Here is a 15,021-nt window from a genome sequence, read left to right on the forward strand (position 1 = left end):
CGCTCAAATGTTGGTCTCGTTGGCAGGCTCGCCCTTCATCTCGCTGCGGTAGTAGCCTTCGCGCAAATTGATGCCGTGTTCGACATAGGCCTTCATGCAGGCCAGCATCTGCGACCAGCCCTCGCAATTGAGATAGGACTTCTTCAGGCCGACCGCGTCCTCGTGCCAGCCGGCCTCGGCGATGGTGACGAAGGTGCCGCCGTCGTCGAGCGGCTCGAAATTCATCTCGATGCGGGTCTTGTAGGCCGGCTTTCCCTCTTCGTCGGTGGCATCCCAGCGCAGCACGATGCGGCTGTCCCTGACGATTTCGTCTACTTCGACCGGCACCTTGCCCCACCACACGACATTGGCGCCCGGCACCAAGGGCGCGCTGGCACCGCCGATGGTGGTGAAATAGGAGCTGAGCTTCTTCGGATTGACGACCGCGTCGAAGACGTCGGCGACCGGTTTGCCGATGCGTCCTGAAACCCTGAATCCAAGAGACATATCCACAGTTCCTTCCTTGATTGATAGGAGCTTATGTTATAAAAACATAACATGTCAAGCCGATCGCAAGACGACAATGTTTTCAAGGCGCTGGCGCATCCGCGCCGGCGCGAGATGCTGGATCTGCTGAAGGACGCGCCAAAGACGACCGGCATGCTGTGCGAGGCATTTTCCGATGTCGACCGCTGCACCGTCATGCTGCATCTCAAAGTGCTGGAAGAGGCCGATCTCATCGTCGCGCGGCGCGAGGGGCGCGAGCGCTGGAACCATCTCAACGCGCTGCCGATCAAGCAGATTCACGACCGCTGGATCAGCCAGTACGCCGGCCATGCGCTTAGCATCATAGACCGGCTGAAATCCGATCTGGAGGGGTGAACGGCCGCCACGGCTTTGCCATGCGTGGCAAAGCGCGGCGCGGCTGGACGAATTGAGCCGATTTATCTATAAGCCGGCCATTCCGACAAAGAGCGCCATACGTCCATCGGACGCAGCAGGGACGTTCTGACATTTTGAATTCGAGCATTGCGGAAGGCGGGTCATGCATCTCGCCGCGCAATGCTCTAGCCGAATACGACAGGGGTGCCATGGCTGGCCATTCACAGTTCAAGAACATCATGCACCGCAAGGGCCGTCAGGACGCGGTGCGGTCGAAAATGTTTTCCAAGCTGGCGCGCGAAATCACCGTCGCGGCCAAGAGCGGGACGCCCGATCCGTCGATGAATCCGCGCCTGCGCCTTGCCGTGCAGAACGCCAAGGCGGTGTCGATGCCGAAGGACAACATCCAGCGCGCCATCAACAAGGCGTCGATGGGCGACGCCGAAAATTACGAAGCCGTGCGTTACGAGGGCTACGGTCCCGGCGGCGTCGCCGTGATCGTCGAGGCGCTGACCGACAATCGCAACCGCTCGGCTTCGAATGTGCGCGCCGCCTTCACCAAGGCCGGTGGGGCGATGGGCGAAACCGGCTCGGTGTCGTTCATGTGGGATCGGGTCGGCGAGATCTATTATCCGGCATCGGCCGGCAGCGCCGACAAGGTCATGGACGCGGCGATCGAAGCCGGCGCCGATGACGTGGAGTCGGACGAGGAAGGTCACACCATCTATTGCGCCTTCGAAAACCTCGGCGAGGTGTCGAAGGCACTGGAAGCTTCTCTCGGCGAGGCGGAATCGGTGAAGCCGATCTGGAAGCCGCAGAACAATGTTCCGGTCGACGAGGAACGCGCCCAGTCGCTGATGAAGCTGGTCGCCACGCTCGAGGACGACGATGACGTTCAAAGCGTCTACGCCAATTTCGAGGTCGACGAGGAGACCATGGCCAAGCTCAGCGCTGCGTGAGCAAAGCCTGACATGATCGAAAAACCGCTGCCCACCATCCGCATCACCTATTGCACGCAGTGCCAGTGGCTGCTGCGTGCCGGCTGGATGGCGCAGGAACTGCTGTCGACATTCGGCACCGATCTGGGCGAGGTGACGCTGGTGCCCGGCACCGGCGGCGTCTTCACCATATCGTGCAACGAGGTGCTGGTCTGGGATCGCAAGCGCGACGGCGGCTTTCCGGATGCGGCAAAACTCAAGCAACTGGTGCGCGACGTCATCGACCCGGACCGCGATCTCGGTCATTCCGACCGCAAGGCGAAGAGCTGAGACTTCCGCAGAAGCCGGACGTCATTTTCCTCGCCTCTGCCCGAAAATCGCGCCGATCCCCGCGCCGATTGCTATGCCGATGCCGATGCCGACGGCAGGGTCATCCATCGCTGCGCCACAGACAGCGCCGAGGCCGATCCCCGCGGCAATGCCCAAGGCCATGGTGGAATACGGGTCGTTCACGGCGCTTCTCCCGACAAACACGCCTCGGTCGCCGCGATGCCGAATGCGGCGGACCGAGACATGTCAACGCGCGGCGAACCAGAAGGATGCCAGCGCGGTGATGGCGGTGATGGCGCGCACGTGGTTCCACATCACCCAGTCCCTGAGATAGGTGGTCCATACAGCAGCGCCGTTGCTGCTCGCCGGATCGACGGCGGCCAGCGCGTCGTTGAGCGGCACGTTGAAAACCATCGTCACGATCGGGTTGCCGACGAGATAGATGACTGCGCCGGCCAATAGCCAGAAGGAGCCTGGCTGCTGCCAGCCGATGATGGCGCCGGCGATCAAGACAAGGCAGATCAGGCCGGTGCCGAACAAGGCGGTCATGAACATCGGCGTGATGACGGTGATGTTGATCGAGTTCATGGCGGCGATGCCGCCCGCGGCAGGCAGGCGAGCCATTGCCGGCATGACGAAGTTGGAAAAGGCGAAGAACACGCCGCCAACAACGCCCGAGCCGATAGCGGCGATGAAGATGAGGGTGGGAAGTAATTTCGGGATCATGTCAGTTGCTCCAGATGCCGGTTGCGGCGGTTTCAGTCGCAATGGGCAGAAAAGTTTTGGGGGGTGGCCGGGCACCTGCTCGACGCCTTCAAATCAATTATTCCGTCTGCTTCTTTCAAAATATGAGAAATCCTCATATTTGCAAAACGTGATAAACCCTCGTATTTTGCGAGTCAACTCATTTCTGGGTGGCATTGCCGCCCGGCGTCTGTTGAAGAGCCATGGAAAAAACCGCCACGTCCCCACCGGAACAGGTCGCCACGCCACGCCGCGCGCCGAGCCAGCAGCGCAGCCGTGAACGGGTCGAGCGCATGCTCGCCGCCGCCTCGGCGCTGATTGCGGAGCAAGGCAGCGATGCCATGCGCATGGGCGAGGTGGCGGAGCGGGCTGGGGTGTCGATCGGCTCGCTCTACCAGTTCTTCCCCGACAAGCGGGCGATCGTCTGGGCGCTGGCCGAGCGCTACACCGCCGAAAGCCAGGCCTGCATTTCAGCCGCGCTCAAGAACGTCGGCGACGCCGAGGGCCTTCGGCGGGCGTTCTCGGAACTGGTGGACATTTATTACCACCTGTTCCTGGCGGAGCCGGTGATGCGCGATATCTGGTCGGGCACGCAGGCCGACAAGGCGCTGCGCGAACTGGAGCTCGCCGACAGCCGTGCGAACGCCGAATTTCTCACTGCGACGCTCAAACGCCTGCGGCCCGATGCCGATGCCGTCGCGCTGGAGACGACGGCGTTTCTCGTCTGGCAGATGGGCGAGGCCGCCATGCGGCTGGCGATCTCGGTCGAGCGGAAGGAGGGCGACAGGCTGGTCGCCGCCTACAAGCGCATGGCGCTCAGGGAATTGCTTGCGGAATAGGATGCTCTCACCCGCCCCCTCGTGGGGAGGGTCGCTGCGAAGCAGCGGGGTGGGGGCAGCGCCGACCCACCCGACCTTCGGTCCGACCTCCCACACGGGACCGACAAGGGGGAGGTGGAGGCAAGCGCCAGCGTGAAGGGACGTGCATTGGCCAACAAAAAACCCGCCACGGGGGCGGGTTCTCTGGTCTGCGAAAAGCTGATGAGGCCTAGAGGCCGAAACCTTCGAAGCGCTTCTTGAACTTCGACAGGCGGCCGCCGCGGTCGAGCAGGGTCTGCTGGCCGCCGGTCCAGGCCGGGTGCGTGGTCGGGTCGATGTCGAGGTTCATCGTATCGCCTTCCTTGCCCCAGGTCGAACGGGTCATGTACTCGGTGCCGTCGGTCATGACGACCTTGATGGTGTGGTAGTCGGGATGGATATCGGTCTTCATGGCTCGGTTCCTGGTTTGCCGGGCGCGGCTGACGGGCTGAAAGCCTGCGTCGATGCGCCCCTTTTTAAAACTCGAAGCCGCAGCTATTGAGGAGCCACGGCTTCTAAAACGGTCGGCGAGCCTATACATCAGCCGGAATTGAATCACAAGGCCGCGGCAAGCGCATATTGAGGCGCATAGCTGAAGGCGGCCAAGAGGAAAAGACCAGGATGGCGCAAACCAGCAGCGCAGACGAGCGCCGGCGCTCGCTCAAGCCGCTCAGGCGCCTGTTTCCCTACATCGGCCGCTACCGCACATTGGTGGCGGGCGCCGTCATCTCGCTGATCGTCGCGGCGGTGACGACGCTGGCGCTGCCGCTGGCGGTACGGCGCATGATCGATCATGGTTTCACGCCGTCCGGTTCCTCCTTCATCGCCGAATATTTCGCCGCGCTGGTGGCGATGGCCGCGCTGCTGGCGGCGGCATCGGCGGGCCGCTACTATTTCGTCATCACGCTCGGCGAGCGCGTCGTCGCCGATATCAGGCGCGATGTCTTTGCCCATGTGACGAAACTGTCGCCGGCCTTCTTCGACACTGCCCAGTCGGGCGAGATCGTGTCGCGGCTCGCCGCCGACACCACGCAGGTCAAATCGGCGGTCGGGGCGACCGCTTCGGTGGCGCTGCGCAATGTCATCCTTGGCCTCGGCGCGGTCGCGATGATGGTTTTCACCAGCCCGAAACTGTCCGGGCTGGTCATCGCAGCCATTCCAATCATCGTGCTGCCGCTGGTCGCCTTCGGCCGCTCGGTGCGGCGCAAGTCAAGGCAGGCGCAGGACACGCTGGCCGATGCCACCGCCTATGCCAGCGAGCAGATCGGCGCGGTGCGCACATTGCAGGCCTTCACCAATGAGACGCTGGTCACCGGGCGTTTTTCGGGTGCCGTCGAGGCCGCCTTCGAGGCCGCGCGCGCCTCGATCTTCGCGCGCTCGTTCCTCACCTTCTTCGCCATCTTCACGATTTTCTCCTCGGTCGTGGCGGTGCTGTGGTTCGGCTCGCGCGACGTGCTCGACGGCAATCTGTCGCCGGGCACGCTAGGCCAGTTCCTGCTCTATTCGGTATTCGCCGCCGGTGCGCTCGGCGCGCTATCGGAGGTCTGGGGCGAATTGGCCCAGGCAGCAGGTGCCGCCGAACGGCTGACCGAAATCCTCGCCGAGGAGCCGGCGATCGTGGCGCCTGCCAATCCCAGGCCGCTGCCGGTGGCGAGCAAGGGAGCGATCAGCTTCGAGGCCGTGTCCTTTTCCTACCCGGCCCGGCCCGACCGCGCCGCCGTCCACGGCCTGAGCTTCTCGGTCAAGCCTGGCGAGACTGTGGCGATCGTCGGTCCCTCGGGAGCGGGCAAGAGCACGGTGTTCTCGCTGATCCTGCGCTTCTACGATCCGGAGACCGGCAGGATCCTGATCGACGGCGTCGACATCCGCGAAGCCGACCCCCTTTCGATACGGCAGCGCATCGCCATCGTGCCGCAGGACGTCACCATCTTCGCGGCCAGCGCGCGCGACAATATCGGCTTCGGCCGGCCGGGCGCCAGCGAGTCAGAGATCGAAGCGGCGGCAAAGGACGCGCTGGCCGACGAATTCATCCTCAAGCTCGAGAAGGGCTATGACAGCCAGGTCGGCGAGCGCGGCGTGACGCTGTCGGGCGGGCAACGCCAGCGGGTGGCGATCGCCCGCGCCATCCTGCGCGACGCGCCGATTCTGTTGCTCGACGAGGCGACCTCGGCACTCGACGCCGAAAGCGAGACGCTGGTGCAAATGGCGCTGGAGCGGCTGATGCGGGGCCGCACCACGATCGTCATCGCGCACCGCCTGGCGACGGTGCTGAAGGCCGACCGCATCCTGGTGATGGATGGCGGCCGCATCGTCGAGGAAGGCACGCATCAAAGCTTGGTGACCAAGGGCGGCATCTATGCCCGGCTGGCCAAGCTGCAGTTCGAGACCGGCGCCAGCGCCTTCAGGGGCGCGGCTGAGTAGCGGCTACGCTGGGCGTGCTCACGCGGTTCCATACCGTTTGCGCAGATGGTCGGTGAAATAGACGGCATTGAGCTTTTCACCGGTGGCGCGTTCGAGCAGATCGGGCGTCGACCAGCGCGATCCCTGCGACCATATGTTCTTGCGGCGCCAATCGTTGATGGCACCGAAATTCCCCTTGGCAAGATCGTCATCGGCCGACGGATGCTCCCGCGTCAGCGCCGCCCATTGCTGCGCCGCCATCATCGCGCCCAGCGTGTAGGAGGGAAAGTAGCCAAAGGCGGCAGCAGGCCAATGCACGTCCTGCATCGGCCCATCCGCGGGGTTGTCGATCGTTGAAAGGCCGAGATAGTCGCGCATCCTGGCATCCCAGGCCTCGGGCAGCTCGGCCACCTCAATCCTGCCGGAGACGAGCTCCTGCTCCAGTTCGTAGCGCAGGATGACATGCAGCGGGTACGTCACCTCGTCGGCATCGACACGGATCAGGCCGCGCTCGACATGGTGGACATGCGGCAGGATGTCGTCGAGCGACCAGATTTCGCCGAGATGTTTTTCCACGACCGGCAATGCCCAACGCCAGAAGGCGGGATTGCGCCCGATCTGCTTTTCAACGAACAGGCTCTGGCTTTCATGCACGGCCATGCCGCGCGCCTTGCCGAGCGGCCAGTGCGACCAGGCCTTCGGCAGGTTCTGCTCGTAGAGTGCATGACCGGTCTCGTGCAGCACGCCCATCAGCGCCGACAGGAAATCGGACGTCTTGTAGCGGGTGGTGATGCGCACGTCGCTCGGCACACCGCCACAGAACGGATGGTGCGACACCGACAGCGAGCCGTGCGTCAGGTCGAAGCCGACCGCCGCCATCATGGCGAGGCCGAGTTCGCGCTGCCTGTCGACCGCATAGGTTCCCGAAAGCGGCTTGAGAGGGCGCTTGCGCAGCCGCGCTTCCTGCACCGCCAATGCTTCCGGCACGAAACCCCTGAGAAATGTCTTCAGCTGGGTGAAGACAGGCGTGATATCCGCGGCGCGGTTGCCGGGGTCGTATTGCTCCATCAGCGCGTCGTAGGGGGCGAGGCCGAGGATGTCGGCGCGCAGGGCCGCCTCTTCGCGCACCAGCGCCGCCACGCCTTCAAGCGCCGGCAGGAAGCCCGCCCAGTCGTTCTTGGCCCGCAGGTCGCGCCACAGCTGCTCGCAGCGCATGCGGGCGGTCGTCTGGCGTTCGACGAATTCGACCGGCAGGCAGGTCAGGTTGGTGTATTGCCGCCGCAGTTCGGCCAGCGCCGCCCGCTGTTCATCGTCAAGCGCCTCGCCTTCGGCGGCGGCGATCCAGTCCGCTATTTCCGGCGCGGTCGCCCTGGTGTGGTACATGCCGGCAAGTGCCGCCATGGCCTCGGCGCGCTTCTCGCCGCCACCGACGGCCATGTGGGTCGCTTCATCGGCGCCGAGGATGGCCAGCGCGTGCTCCAGGGCTTCGAGCTTGTGGCCGAGGTCATCGAGTTTTTGAAAGGACATGGCGGCTTCCGTGATTGAGGAAGGGGCGAAAAGATACCAACGCCGGAGCGTTTGCAACCCTCACGCGCCATCCGGCAGATGCACCTTGCGCTGGCGAGCCGACGCGTGAAATGCTGCCCCGACGATACATCACGAGGGAATACGATGATCGGCAACATCCTGGTCGGGCTGGTGGCCTTGATCCATGTCTATATCGTCTATCTGGAGATGGTGCTCTGGGACACGCCGCGCGGGCACAAGGCATTCCGGCTGACGCCGGAATTCGCCAGCGCCTCGAAGGTGCTTGCCGCCAATCAGGGTCTCTATAACGGCTTTCTCGCCGCCGGCCTGATCTGGGCCCTCTACCTCGGCACGGCCGGTTTCCAGGTCAAGGTTTTCTTCCTGCTCTGCGTGGCCGTTGCCGGGCTCTACGGGGCGGCAACGGTCGGTCGCAAGATCCTGTTCGTGCAGGCCGCGCCGGCAGCGGCTGCCTTGGTAGCGGTCTGGCTCGGCTGGTGAGGAAAAGAGGCGCCTGCGGGATTGGGTCCCGTAGACGCCAGGTGGTCCCTTCCTTTTGGGCCGCGATCAGAATGGCCTCAGCCGTTCGGATAGTTCCCGCCGTCGGCGCCGTCGCCCATCAGGAAACCGCTACCGATGTCGACCCTCAGCCGCTGGTCGACATTGTCGAGACGGCGCAGCAGGTCATGATATTGTGCGGCCGGTATCCTGCCGTGATCCGACGAGGCTATCTTCTCCGCCGCCTGACCTATGCGAGCGGTGCGCATCTCCAGGCGCTCCGCCGCGGCCGGGGTGATGTTGTTGGCCTGTCTGGCGGTGATTATGCCCTGATGCACGCCTTGAACCTGTTCAATGAGAGCCTCGACACGCGGGCCGGTCATGTCGGTTGGGTCGGTCGCGTCGAGCGCGCCCTTGTGGTGACCCGCGGCGTAGGCGCCGGCAAGCGGGGCGGCGACAAGAATCGCGGCAAGGGTTGCAGTCTTGAGAGATGCTGAAGAGCGCATGACGGCGCCTCCTTTTGCTGCGGAAAAGAACGGCTCTGCCGTTCCGCTTCCGGACGATGCGGGCCGTCCAGTTCCGTCGCGTCGCGATGGGAGGCATCGCCGGCGGTTCTCGGCCCTGCGCAGCACGCTAGGAGCGCTTTGCGGCGAAGTGTAATTAAAAAAAGATAATCTTTTCAGGCCTTGCCGGTGCACAACTGCGCCCTATAGTTGAGCCGGCGAACAAATTCGCGTGAGATCGCGTGATGATGGATCACCGTTCGGTGAGCTTCAGTTCGATCCGGCGGTTCTTGTTGCGCGCCTCTTCGGTGTCGGCGGGATCGAGCGGCTGGAACTCGCCGAAGCCGGCGGCGACCAGCCGGTTGGCCGGCACGCCGTTCTCGATCAGGAACTTCACCACGGAAGTGGAGCGCGCCGTCGACAGCTCCCAATTGTCGCGATACCGACCGGTGCCGGACAACGGCTTGTTGTCGGTATGGCCATCGACGCGCAGCACCCAGTTGATCTCCGGCGGGATCTCCTTCTGCAACTCGATGATGGCGTCGGCAAGTTTCTTCATCTCGACCTTGCCGGCATCGTTGATCACCTCCGAGCCGGTCGGAAACAACACTTCCGACTGGAAGACGAAGCGGTCGCCGACGATGCGGATGTTCTCGCGGTCGGCGAGGATCTCGCGCAGGCGGCCGAAGAAGTCGGAGCGGTAGCGGTTGAGTTCCTGCACGCGCTGCGCCAGCGCCACGTTGAGGCGACGGCCAAGGTCGGCGATCTTGGTGTTGGAATCCCGGTCGCGGGCCTCGGAAACGTTCAGCGCATCCTCGAGCGCGCCGATCTGCTTGCGCAAGGCCGCGATCTGCTGATTGAGGATCTCGACCTGGCTCAGCGCCTGCTGGCTGATCTGGCGCTGGCTGTCGAGCTCGCCCGTCAGCGCCGCCGCGCGCTGGTTGGCCGCGTCGCCGGCGCCCGCACCTTGCGCCAGCAGCTGCTGGAGCCGGCTCTTCTCCGCTTCGGCCGCCGACAGCGATGCCTGCAGATTGGCGAGCGAATCCTCCTTGTCCTGTGTCGTGGAACGCTCCAGCGCCAGAAGCTGCGTCAGTTCGTTGATCTGCGAATTGAGGCGCGACAGAACGGCGTCCTTGCCGGAGATTTCGCGGCCGAGCAGGAACTGCGCCAGCACGAAGACGGTGAGCAGGAACATGATGGCCAGAAGCAGCGTCGACAACGCGTCGACGAAGCCCGGCCAATAGTCGATGCGGCGGTCGGCGCGCCGGCTCCTGGCGAGCGCCATGCTAGTGCACCCCGGTCTTCTTCAGGGCGTCGGCGATCTTTTCCAGCGTGTTGCGCATCGCCTTTTGTTCATCCGACTGTGCTTCGACCCAGTCGCGCATGATCTGCTGCTCGGAGCGCATGTTCTTGACCAGGCCGGAAATGCCGTCGGCGAGATTGGCCATGGCGGTGGCGACGCGCGGATTGGAACCGCCGCCATTCTCCTGCATGCTGCGCAGCCGCTCCGACAGCAGGCGGATTTCATCGGAAGGCTCGGTCCGGACCGCGTCGGAGACGACGATGTCGGACGACAGGTCGGTGACCGAGGACAGCCAGTTCTCCAGTTCGGTGTAGAAGCGCGTCTGCGCGCGGCCGGCCTGCAGGTCGAGGAAACCGAGAACGAGCGAGCCGGACAGGCCGAACAGCGAGGACGAGAAGGCCGTGCCCATGCCGGCGAGCGGCGCCGACAGCCCTTGCTTCAGCGAATCCAGCACAGCGGCGGCATCGCCCGTGCCGGGATCGAGCGACTCGATGGTCTCGCGGATGGAGCCGATCGTGTTCAGCAGGCCCCAGAAGGTGCCGAGCAGGCCAAGGAACACCAGGAGGCCGACGAGGTAGCGCGAGGTGTCGCGGCTTTCATCGAGCCGCGTGGCGATGGAGTCGAGCATGGTGCGCATCGAGCTGGTCGAAAACGCCATGCTCGACGAGCGGCCGATCATCGCCTTCATCGGCGCCAGCAGCACCGGTTCGGTGATCTCGGAACCGGCGCGGAAGGAGTTGACCCAGCGCACTTCGCGAAACAGCCGCCCGACCTGGACGAAGGCCAAAAGGATGCCGACGGCAAGCACGCCGATGATCAGGCCGTTGAGCCCCGGATTGGTGACGAAGGCGGTCGAGATCTGCCGTGTCAGGATCGCTGCGATGAAGGCGACGATGGCCAGGAAGATGACCATGGTCAGGAGAAAGACCTGCGGGCTCGACAATTTGTGTGGGTCGTAGATCAGCACGTCGGAGCGCCTGCCCATGCCGAAGGATCTGAGAAAAGCCATCCGTGCCCCGTTTCCGATGCCGCTGCCGCCGATCACGTCGTCGGCGACTCTAAACGGAATTGTGACCAAATTGAATGGTGCTTGGCAATATTGCCGCCAGCAGTTTCAGAGACGGTTGATGACCAGGCAATCGACCATCGCCGCCAGATGCAGGCCTGCGCCGGTGACCACGAAACCATGCCACAGCGCGTTGTGGAAGCGCAGCCCCTTCCAGGCGAAGAAGATCACGCCGCAGGAATAGACGACGCCGCCGGCGACGATGAGCACGATCGCCGTCGTCGGCAAGGTAGCGACGAGCGGCTCGACCAGGACGATGCCGCTCCAGCCGATGGCGAGATAGAAGACGATCGCCAGCCGGTCGAAGCGGCCGGGGAAAAACACCTTTATGGCGATGCCGATAATGGCCGCGGTCCAGACCAGGACGATCATCCAGCCGGCCAGCGCCGAGCCGTCGAGCTGCGCGAGAAAGGGCGTGTAGGTGGCGGCGATGAGCAGATAGATCGCAGCGTGGTCGAAACGCCGCAAAATCCATTTCACCGGCGAAGTCACCGGCCATAGATTGTAGGTCAGCGACACCGAGAGCACGGTGAGCAGCGACACGACATAGAAAGCGGCGGCGATGTATTCACCCGGTCCGACCCGGAAGGCGGCCAGCGCCAGCAACGCCGAACCGGCCGCGATCGCCAGCACGATGCCGACGGCATGGACGATGCCGTCGGCGATCATCTCGGCACGCGAATAGTGCCATCGTCCGACAAAGGGGATCTCGATCTGCGGCGGCGTCTTGATCATCATCGTCCTGCGTCAACCCTATCTGGGCAAGCGCCGGACAGTATTTCAAGCTTTGTTTGCGGTTTTGCGACTGCGGCGCTTCAGCGCGGCGGGGATTTGACATTACTCCGCGCTTATTCCTGCTTCAGCGGGCAGCGAGCGGCTTTTTCACGGCCTTCAGGAGGGCGCGCTGGATGATCTCGTTGCCGGCGACGACCGAACCGTTGTCGAGCATATCCTGGCCGCCGTCCATGTCGGAGGCGAACCCTCCTGCTTCACGGATCAGCAACAGGCCGGCTGCGATGTCCCAGGGCGACAGGCCGACTTCCCAGAATCCGTCCATGCGGCCGGCGGCGACGTAAGCGAGATCGAGCGAGGCCGAACCCAGGCGCCGGACGCCGGAAACCTCGGCCATGACATTGCGTAACTCGATCAGGAAATTGCCATGCTGGCCACGCCCCAGATGCGGCACCCCGCAGCCGATGACGGTGTCGATGAGCTTGGTGCGGCCGGCGACACGCAGGCGGCGGTCGTTCATGAAGGCGCCGCCGCCGCGCTCGGTCGTATAGAGCTCGTCCATGGCCGGATTGTAGATCACGCCGGCCACGATCTGGCCTTGGCGCTCGAGCGCGATCGAGACAGCGAAAAGCGGAATGCCGTGCAGGAAATTGGTGGTGCCGTCGAGCGGATCGACGATCCAGCGGTGCTGGCTGTCATCGCCGGCGATCGTGCCGCGCTCTTCCATCAGGAAGCCGTAACCGGGCCGCGCCTTCGACAGTTCGGCAAAGACAATATCCTCGGCCTTGCGGTCGGCCTGGCTGACATAGTCGCCCGGTCCCTTCATCGAGACCTGCAGGTTCTGGACCTCGCCGAAATCGCGCGACAGCGAGCGGCCGGCCTTCATTGCGGCCTGGACCATGACGTTGAGAAGGGCTGAGCGTGCCATCGTAACTCTTCCTGCTGCCCGCGCTTTAACCTTTGTCCTGATGCATGTCGGTGACCCGAAACCTGGGCCACCTCTGGGCGACATGCATCAGTCGGCGCGGCGCATATAAGTGATTTCATTGGTGTCGACGACGATGCGTTCCCCCGCGCCGATGAAGGGCGGCACCAGCACGCGAATGCCGTTTTCCAACACCGCGGGCTTGTAGGAAGAGGCCGCCGTCTGGCCCCTTACCACTGGGTCCGCTTCGGTGATGGTCAGCGTTACCTGGTCGGGGAGCGAAATGCCGATAGGCCTTTCCTCGTAGAGCTGGACCGTCACCATCATGCCGTCCTGCAGGAAAGCGGCGCGGTCTCCGACGAAGTCCTTCGCCAGCTCGAGCTGCTCGTAGCTCTCGGTGTCCATGAACACCAGGGCGTCGCCCTGCTCGTAGAGGAAGGAAAAATCCTTGAGATCGAGCCGGATCTGCTCGACCGTCTCTGCCGAACGGAAGCGCTCGTTCAGCTTTGTGCCGTTGATGAGGTTCTTCAATTCGACCTGGTTATAGGCGCCGCCCTTGCCCGGCTTGACCGTGTTGGTCTTGACGGCCACCCACAGGCCGCCATCGTGCTCGATGACGTAGCCGGGACGGATTTCGTTGCCGTTGATCTTGGCCATGATGATGTGATCCGGGAATGAGATGTTCGCAAGACAGCGATTTCGGGCCTCCAAGACCACAAATCGCCGGAAGAGGCAAGCTGGCGCTGATCGGGCGTCCCGTGGTCGCGGCTCAATCGAAGCGCATAATGGTGCCGCGTTGCGGTGTCTTGTCCTGCGAGAAATCGAGCATGACCTCGTCGACATAGCACCAGCCCCAGGTCTCGGGCGGGTCGTAGGCCTCGATGACCGGATGGCCGGTCGCTCGGTAGTGGCCGGTGGCGTGACGGTTCGGAGAACTGTCGCAGCAGCCGACATGGCCACAGGTGCGGCACAGCCGCAGATGCACCCACCAGGAACCCGTTTTCAGGCACTCCTCGCAACCTTCGGCGCTTGGCGTTACCTCGAGGATGAAGCTGCCATGCGTGCATCGTTTGTCGGGCGAAGCCATTTCATTGCCTCCTTGGAGAAGCGATGCCGTGATATAAACCCTCAACCGCTCTCATCGACAACCGGGCGACCGCTTCGGTAATGATATCGAAGACTTTTGCCAGCCGACGGATCTGCGACGACCGCATGATAGCCATCTGCATGGAAAGATCGAGGTCACTTGCCTCGACGAGCATCGCGCGATGACTTCCGCTGGATTTCCGCTGATCGCGTCAGGGCAGGCGGTTTGCCTTCTGCAGTGCCTGCTTGGTCTGGTCGTCGCTCAATCCTTGCAGGAAATCGTCCATCTCGGGGTCGATGAGGCCGGCGCGGCGGGCGACGATGTACCAGGCGCCGGCAAGCACGAGGTCCGGCTCGGTGCCGATGCCTTGCATATAGAGCTTCGCCAGGCGGTTCTGGGCGGCGACATTGCCGCCTTCGGCGGCCTGCTTCATCCAGCCGAAGGCGGATTTCAAATCACGCCCGCCGCCGCGGCCCTCGATCATCCAGGTGGCGAGGTCGAGTTGCGCGGTGTCATAGTTTTGCCGCGCGGCCTGAGCCAGCAGGCGCCGGGCCTGGGCGTCGTCGCGCGATTTGCCGCCGACGCCGTTGGCATAGATCTGTGACATCGCATACTGGGCGTCGGCGAGGCCGGTCGCCGCGGCGCGCTCGTAATAGGTCACGGCCTTGGCGATGCCGGCGTCGCCGGGGTCCTGCTGGACCAGCATCTGCGCGAAATTGAATTGTGCCAGCCGGTTGCCCGCTTCGGCGGCGGCCTGCATCAGCGCATAAGCTTCCTTTTCGTCCTTTTTGACGTAGCGGCCGTCGAGCAGCATCAGCGCATATTGGAACTGCGATTCCGGCACCCCTTGCTCGGCGGCGGCTGCGTACCATTTCGCCGCTTCGGCCGCATTAAGGGGCACGCCCAGTCCGCGCGACAGGATCTCGGCCACCAGCGTCTGCGCCGCCGGGTCGCCGTTTTGCGCGCGCACCAGCGCGAGGTTGTAGGCGGTCTTGTAGAGCCCGCGCTGGAAAGCGCCGTAGGCCGCATCCGCCGGCTTGGCGCCGAAGCGGTCGGGATTGATCGCGTCGGCCGAAGGCAATGGCGCTGGCTCGGCGGTGGTGGCGGGCTGCGGCAGCTGCTTTTCGATCGGCTTGTCGGTATGCACGCCGGCATCCGGCTTAGGGTGCGGTAAAGGAATCGTTTCGGCGGCAGCGGCCTGGATCATGACCGCAGCAAGCAGGGCCTGAAGGGGAAGCCTTGCCGAAGACACG

The 15,021-nt window shown here is 63.9% G+C and carries 20 protein-coding genes; 6 read left to right on the forward strand and 14 right to left on the reverse strand.

What is annotated here, in order from left to right; translation table 11 throughout:
- Window positions 1-3 precede the first annotated feature (3 nt).
- A complete protein-coding gene (locus tag FJ949_RS04055; protein WP_140493137.1) occupies window positions 4-486 on the reverse strand; it encodes an SRPBCC domain-containing protein in 483 nt (160 codons plus the stop codon).
- A gap of 51 nt (window positions 487-537) precedes the next feature.
- Here FJ949_RS04055 and FJ949_RS04060 point away from each other — a divergent pair, with 51 nt between their 5' ends.
- From FJ949_RS04060 to FJ949_RS04070, 3 genes are all read left to right on the forward strand, one after another.
- On the forward strand, window positions 538-861 hold the full coding sequence (locus FJ949_RS04060; protein WP_140493140.1) for a helix-turn-helix domain-containing protein: 324 nt from the start codon (window positions 538-540) through the stop codon (window positions 859-861).
- A gap of 209 nt (window positions 862-1,070) precedes the next feature.
- Window positions 1,071-1,820, forward strand: coding sequence for a YebC/PmpR family DNA-binding transcriptional regulator (locus FJ949_RS04065; RefSeq protein ID WP_140493143.1), 750 nt, complete (start codon window positions 1,071-1,073; stop codon window positions 1,818-1,820).
- A gap of 12 nt (window positions 1,821-1,832) precedes the next feature.
- The gene (locus tag FJ949_RS04070; RefSeq protein ID WP_140493146.1) at window positions 1,833-2,129 is read left to right on the forward strand and encodes a SelT/SelW/SelH family protein; all 297 of its coding nucleotides are present in this window, start codon (window positions 1,833-1,835) and stop codon (window positions 2,127-2,129) included.
- A 21-nt stretch (window positions 2,130-2,150) separates the two neighbouring features.
- Here FJ949_RS04070 and FJ949_RS30200 read toward each other — a convergent pair whose 3' ends face one another.
- On the reverse strand, window positions 2,151-2,312 hold the full coding sequence (locus FJ949_RS30200) for a hypothetical protein (RefSeq protein ID WP_181172090.1): 162 nt from the start codon (window positions 2,310-2,312) through the stop codon (window positions 2,151-2,153).
- Window positions 2,313-2,375: 63 nt separating this feature from the next.
- Window positions 2,376-2,855, reverse strand: coding sequence for a DUF1772 domain-containing protein (locus tag FJ949_RS04075; RefSeq protein WP_181172072.1), 480 nt, complete (start codon window positions 2,853-2,855; stop codon window positions 2,376-2,378).
- A 221-nt stretch (window positions 2,856-3,076) separates the two neighbouring features.
- Between FJ949_RS04075 and FJ949_RS04080 the strand changes: the two genes are divergently transcribed.
- Entirely contained in the window at window positions 3,077-3,712 is a 636-nt protein-coding gene (locus FJ949_RS04080) for a TetR/AcrR family transcriptional regulator (protein WP_140493149.1), read from the forward strand.
- Window positions 3,713-3,920: 208 nt separating this feature from the next.
- Here the strand turns inward: FJ949_RS04080 and rpmE are convergent, their stop codons facing one another.
- Window positions 3,921-4,142 (reverse strand): 50S ribosomal protein L31, encoded by a 222-nt coding sequence (gene rpmE / locus FJ949_RS04085; protein ID WP_006327661.1) that lies wholly within the window; start codon window positions 4,140-4,142, stop codon window positions 3,921-3,923.
- Window positions 4,143-4,351: 209 nt separating this feature from the next.
- Here rpmE and FJ949_RS04090 point away from each other — a divergent pair, with 209 nt between their 5' ends.
- Window positions 4,352-6,151, forward strand: coding sequence for an ABC transporter transmembrane domain-containing protein (locus FJ949_RS04090; RefSeq protein WP_140493152.1), 1,800 nt, complete (start codon window positions 4,352-4,354; stop codon window positions 6,149-6,151).
- Window positions 6,152-6,169: 18 nt separating this feature from the next.
- Here the strand turns inward: FJ949_RS04090 and FJ949_RS04095 are convergent, their stop codons facing one another.
- Window positions 6,170-7,657 (reverse strand): carboxypeptidase M32, encoded by a 1,488-nt coding sequence (locus tag FJ949_RS04095; RefSeq protein WP_140493155.1) that lies wholly within the window; start codon window positions 7,655-7,657, stop codon window positions 6,170-6,172.
- A 144-nt stretch (window positions 7,658-7,801) separates the two neighbouring features.
- Between FJ949_RS04095 and FJ949_RS04100 the strand changes: the two genes are divergently transcribed.
- Window positions 7,802-8,155, forward strand: a complete 354-nt coding sequence (locus FJ949_RS04100; RefSeq protein ID WP_140493158.1) for a DUF1304 domain-containing protein — start codon at window positions 7,802-7,804, stop codon at window positions 8,153-8,155.
- Between the two features lie 77 nt (window positions 8,156-8,232).
- Here the strand turns inward: FJ949_RS04100 and FJ949_RS04105 are convergent, their stop codons facing one another.
- The 9 genes from FJ949_RS04105 to FJ949_RS04140 all read right to left on the reverse strand — a co-directional run bounded on the left by FJ949_RS04105 (window position 8,233) and on the right by FJ949_RS04140 (window position 15,020).
- Window positions 8,233-8,658: a hypothetical protein gene (locus tag FJ949_RS04105; protein ID WP_140493161.1), complete on the reverse strand. Its 426-nt coding sequence runs from the start codon at window positions 8,656-8,658 to the stop codon at window positions 8,233-8,235.
- A 250-nt stretch (window positions 8,659-8,908) separates the two neighbouring features.
- On the reverse strand, window positions 8,909-9,940 hold the full coding sequence (locus FJ949_RS04110) for a peptidoglycan -binding protein (RefSeq protein WP_140493164.1): 1,032 nt from the start codon (window positions 9,938-9,940) through the stop codon (window positions 8,909-8,911).
- A gap of 1 nt (window position 9,941) precedes the next feature.
- Window positions 9,942-10,967 carry a MotA/TolQ/ExbB proton channel family protein gene (locus tag FJ949_RS04115; protein WP_140493167.1) on the reverse strand — a complete coding sequence of 342 codons (1,026 nt, stop codon included), beginning with the start codon at window positions 10,965-10,967 and terminating at the stop codon, window positions 9,942-9,944.
- Between the two features lie 105 nt (window positions 10,968-11,072).
- Window positions 11,073-11,759, reverse strand: coding sequence for a hemolysin III family protein (locus FJ949_RS04120; protein WP_140493526.1), 687 nt, complete (start codon window positions 11,757-11,759; stop codon window positions 11,073-11,075).
- 124 nt (window positions 11,760-11,883) lie between these two features.
- Entirely contained in the window at window positions 11,884-12,684 is an 801-nt protein-coding gene (locus tag FJ949_RS04125) for an inositol monophosphatase family protein (RefSeq protein WP_140493170.1), read from the reverse strand.
- Window positions 12,685-12,771: 87 nt separating this feature from the next.
- Window positions 12,772-13,338: an elongation factor P gene (efp, locus tag FJ949_RS04130; protein ID WP_140493174.1), complete on the reverse strand. Its 567-nt coding sequence runs from the start codon at window positions 13,336-13,338 to the stop codon at window positions 12,772-12,774.
- 112 nt (window positions 13,339-13,450) lie between these two features.
- Window positions 13,451-13,768 (reverse strand): UBP-type zinc finger domain-containing protein, encoded by a 318-nt coding sequence (locus FJ949_RS04135; RefSeq protein ID WP_140493177.1) that lies wholly within the window; start codon window positions 13,766-13,768, stop codon window positions 13,451-13,453.
- Between the two features lies 1 nt (window position 13,769).
- Window positions 13,770-13,943, reverse strand: coding sequence for a hypothetical protein (locus FJ949_RS30205; protein WP_181172071.1), 174 nt, complete (start codon window positions 13,941-13,943; stop codon window positions 13,770-13,772).
- Between the two features lie 36 nt (window positions 13,944-13,979).
- Complete coding sequence (locus FJ949_RS04140) at window positions 13,980-15,020, reverse strand: tetratricopeptide repeat protein (protein ID WP_140493180.1); 1,041 nt, start codon at window positions 15,018-15,020, stop codon at window positions 13,980-13,982.
- Between the last annotated feature and the right edge of the window lies 1 nt (window position 15,021).

It is taken from the genome of Mesorhizobium sp. B2-4-1, assembly GCF_006442185.1.
GTDB lineage: Bacteria > Pseudomonadota > Alphaproteobacteria > Rhizobiales > Rhizobiaceae > Mesorhizobium.

Bases quoted from the DNA above. Each gene is read 5' to 3' on its own strand.
- FJ949_RS04055 (WP_140493137.1), bottom strand. From the start codon at position 486: ATGTCTCTTGGATTCAGGGTTTCAGGACGCATCGGCAAACCGGTCGCC.
- FJ949_RS04060 (WP_140493140.1), top strand. From the start codon at position 538: ATGTCAAGCCGATCGCAAGACGACAATGTTTTCAAGGCGCTGGCGCAT.
- FJ949_RS04065 (WP_140493143.1), top strand. From the start codon at position 1,071: ATGGCTGGCCATTCACAGTTCAAGAACATCATGCACCGCAAGGGCCGT.
- FJ949_RS04070 (WP_140493146.1), top strand. From the start codon at position 1,833: ATGATCGAAAAACCGCTGCCCACCATCCGCATCACCTATTGCACGCAG.
- FJ949_RS04075 (WP_181172072.1), bottom strand. From the start codon at position 2,855: ATGATCCCGAAATTACTTCCCACCCTCATCTTCATCGCCGCTATCGGC.
- FJ949_RS04080 (WP_140493149.1), top strand. From the start codon at position 3,077: ATGGAAAAAACCGCCACGTCCCCACCGGAACAGGTCGCCACGCCACGC.
- rpmE (WP_006327661.1), bottom strand. From the start codon at position 4,142: ATGAAGACCGATATCCATCCCGACTACCACACCATCAAGGTCGTCATG.
- FJ949_RS04090 (WP_140493152.1), top strand. From the start codon at position 4,352: ATGGCGCAAACCAGCAGCGCAGACGAGCGCCGGCGCTCGCTCAAGCCG.
- FJ949_RS04095 (WP_140493155.1), bottom strand. From the start codon at position 7,657: ATGTCCTTTCAAAAACTCGATGACCTCGGCCACAAGCTCGAAGCCCTG.
- FJ949_RS04100 (WP_140493158.1), top strand. From the start codon at position 7,802: ATGATCGGCAACATCCTGGTCGGGCTGGTGGCCTTGATCCATGTCTAT.
- FJ949_RS04105 (WP_140493161.1), bottom strand. From the start codon at position 8,658: ATGCGCTCTTCAGCATCTCTCAAGACTGCAACCCTTGCCGCGATTCTT.
- FJ949_RS04110 (WP_140493164.1), bottom strand. From the start codon at position 9,940: ATGGCGCTCGCCAGGAGCCGGCGCGCCGACCGCCGCATCGACTATTGG.
- FJ949_RS04115 (WP_140493167.1), bottom strand. From the start codon at position 10,967: ATGGCTTTTCTCAGATCCTTCGGCATGGGCAGGCGCTCCGACGTGCTG.
- FJ949_RS04120 (WP_140493526.1), bottom strand. From the start codon at position 11,759: ATGATCAAGACGCCGCCGCAGATCGAGATCCCCTTTGTCGGACGATGG.
- FJ949_RS04125 (WP_140493170.1), bottom strand. From the start codon at position 12,684: ATGGCACGCTCAGCCCTTCTCAACGTCATGGTCCAGGCCGCAATGAAG.
- efp (WP_140493174.1), bottom strand. From the start codon at position 13,338: ATGGCCAAGATCAACGGCAACGAAATCCGTCCCGGCTACGTCATCGAG.
- FJ949_RS04135 (WP_140493177.1), bottom strand. From the start codon at position 13,768: ATGGCTTCGCCCGACAAACGATGCACGCATGGCAGCTTCATCCTCGAG.
- FJ949_RS30205 (WP_181172071.1), bottom strand. From the start codon at position 13,943: ATGCTCGTCGAGGCAAGTGACCTCGATCTTTCCATGCAGATGGCTATC.